The sequence below is a fragment of the Polymorphospora sp. NPDC050346 genome (assembly GCF_040655695.1).
Taxonomy (GTDB): domain Bacteria; phylum Actinomycetota; class Actinomycetes; order Mycobacteriales; family Micromonosporaceae; genus Polymorphospora; species Polymorphospora lycopeni.
Genome location: NZ_JBFAKM010000004.1, coordinates 3743 through 5029, shown reverse-complemented (window position 1 = coordinate 5029; position 1287 = coordinate 3743). Strand labels below are relative to the sequence as shown.

The window sequence follows — 1287 nt, the reverse complement described above, 5'->3', positions numbered from 1 at the left end:
AAAGTGGGTGGGATACCTCATCTTGAAGCGAGCTTCCCGCTTAGATGCTTTCAGCGGTTATCCCTTCCGAACGTAGCCAACCAGCCATGCTCCTGGCGGAACAACTGGCACACCAGAGGTTCGTCCGTCCCGGTCCTCTCGTACTAGGGACAGCCCTTCTCAAGTATCCTACGCGCACGGCGGATAGGGACCGAACTGTCTCACGACGTTCTAAACCCAGCTCGCGTACCGCTTTAATGGGCGAACAGCCCAACCCTTGGGACCTGCTACAGCCCCAGGATGCGACGAGCCGACATCGAGGTGCCAAACCATCCCGTCGATATGGACTCTTGGGGAAGATCAGCCTGTTATCCCCGGGGTACCTTTTATCCGTTGAGCGACACCGCTTCCACACGCAAGTGCCGGATCACTAGTCCCGACTTTCGTCCCTGCTCGACCCGTCAGTCTCACAGTCAAGCTCCCTTGTGCACTTACACTCAACACCTGATTGCCAACCAGGATGAGGGAACCTTTGGGCGCCTCCGTTACCCTTTAGGAGGCAACCGCCCCAGTTAAACTACCCACCAGACACTGTCCCTGAACCGGATCACGGCCCCAAGTTAGATACCCAAATCAACCAGAGTGGTATTTCAAGATTGCCTCCACCTGTACTGGCGTACAAGCTTCACCGGCTCCCACCTATCCTACACAAGCTAATTCAGATACCAATGTCAAGCTATAGTAAAGGTCCCGGGGTCTTTCCGTCCTGCCGCGCGTAACGAGCATCTTTACTCGTAATGCAATTTCGCCGGGCCTGTGGTTGAGACAGTGGGGAAGTCGTTACGCCATTCGTGCAGGTCGGAACTTACCCGACAAGGAATTTCGCTACCTTAGGATGGTTATAGTTACCACCGCCGTTTACTGGCGCTTAAGTTCTCAGCTTCGCCCCGAAGAGCTAACCGGTCCCCTTAACGTTCCAGCACCGGGCAGGCGTCAGTCCATATACATCGAATTACTTCTTCGCATGGACCTGTGTTTTTAGTAAACAGTCGCTTCCCCCTGCTCTCTGCGGCCATACCACGCTCCAGGAGCAAGTCCCTTCACGCGTCCGGCCCCCCTTCTCCCTAAGTTACGGGGGCAATTTGCCGAGTTCCTTAACCACAGTTCGCCCGATCGCCTCGGTATTCTCTACCTGACCACCTGTGTCGGTTTGGGGTACGGGCCGCTAAGAACTCGCTAGAGGCTTTTCTCGGCAGCATAGGATCACTGACTTCACCTGAATCGGCTCGGCATCACGTCTCAGCCACA

General features: G+C 55.5%; 1 rRNA gene (running past one end of the window). It reads right to left on the bottom strand.

Features of this window, described 5'->3' with window-relative positions:
* Window positions 1-1287, bottom strand: a 23S ribosomal RNA gene (locus AB0I42_RS05700) (it continues 1789 nt past the right edge of the window).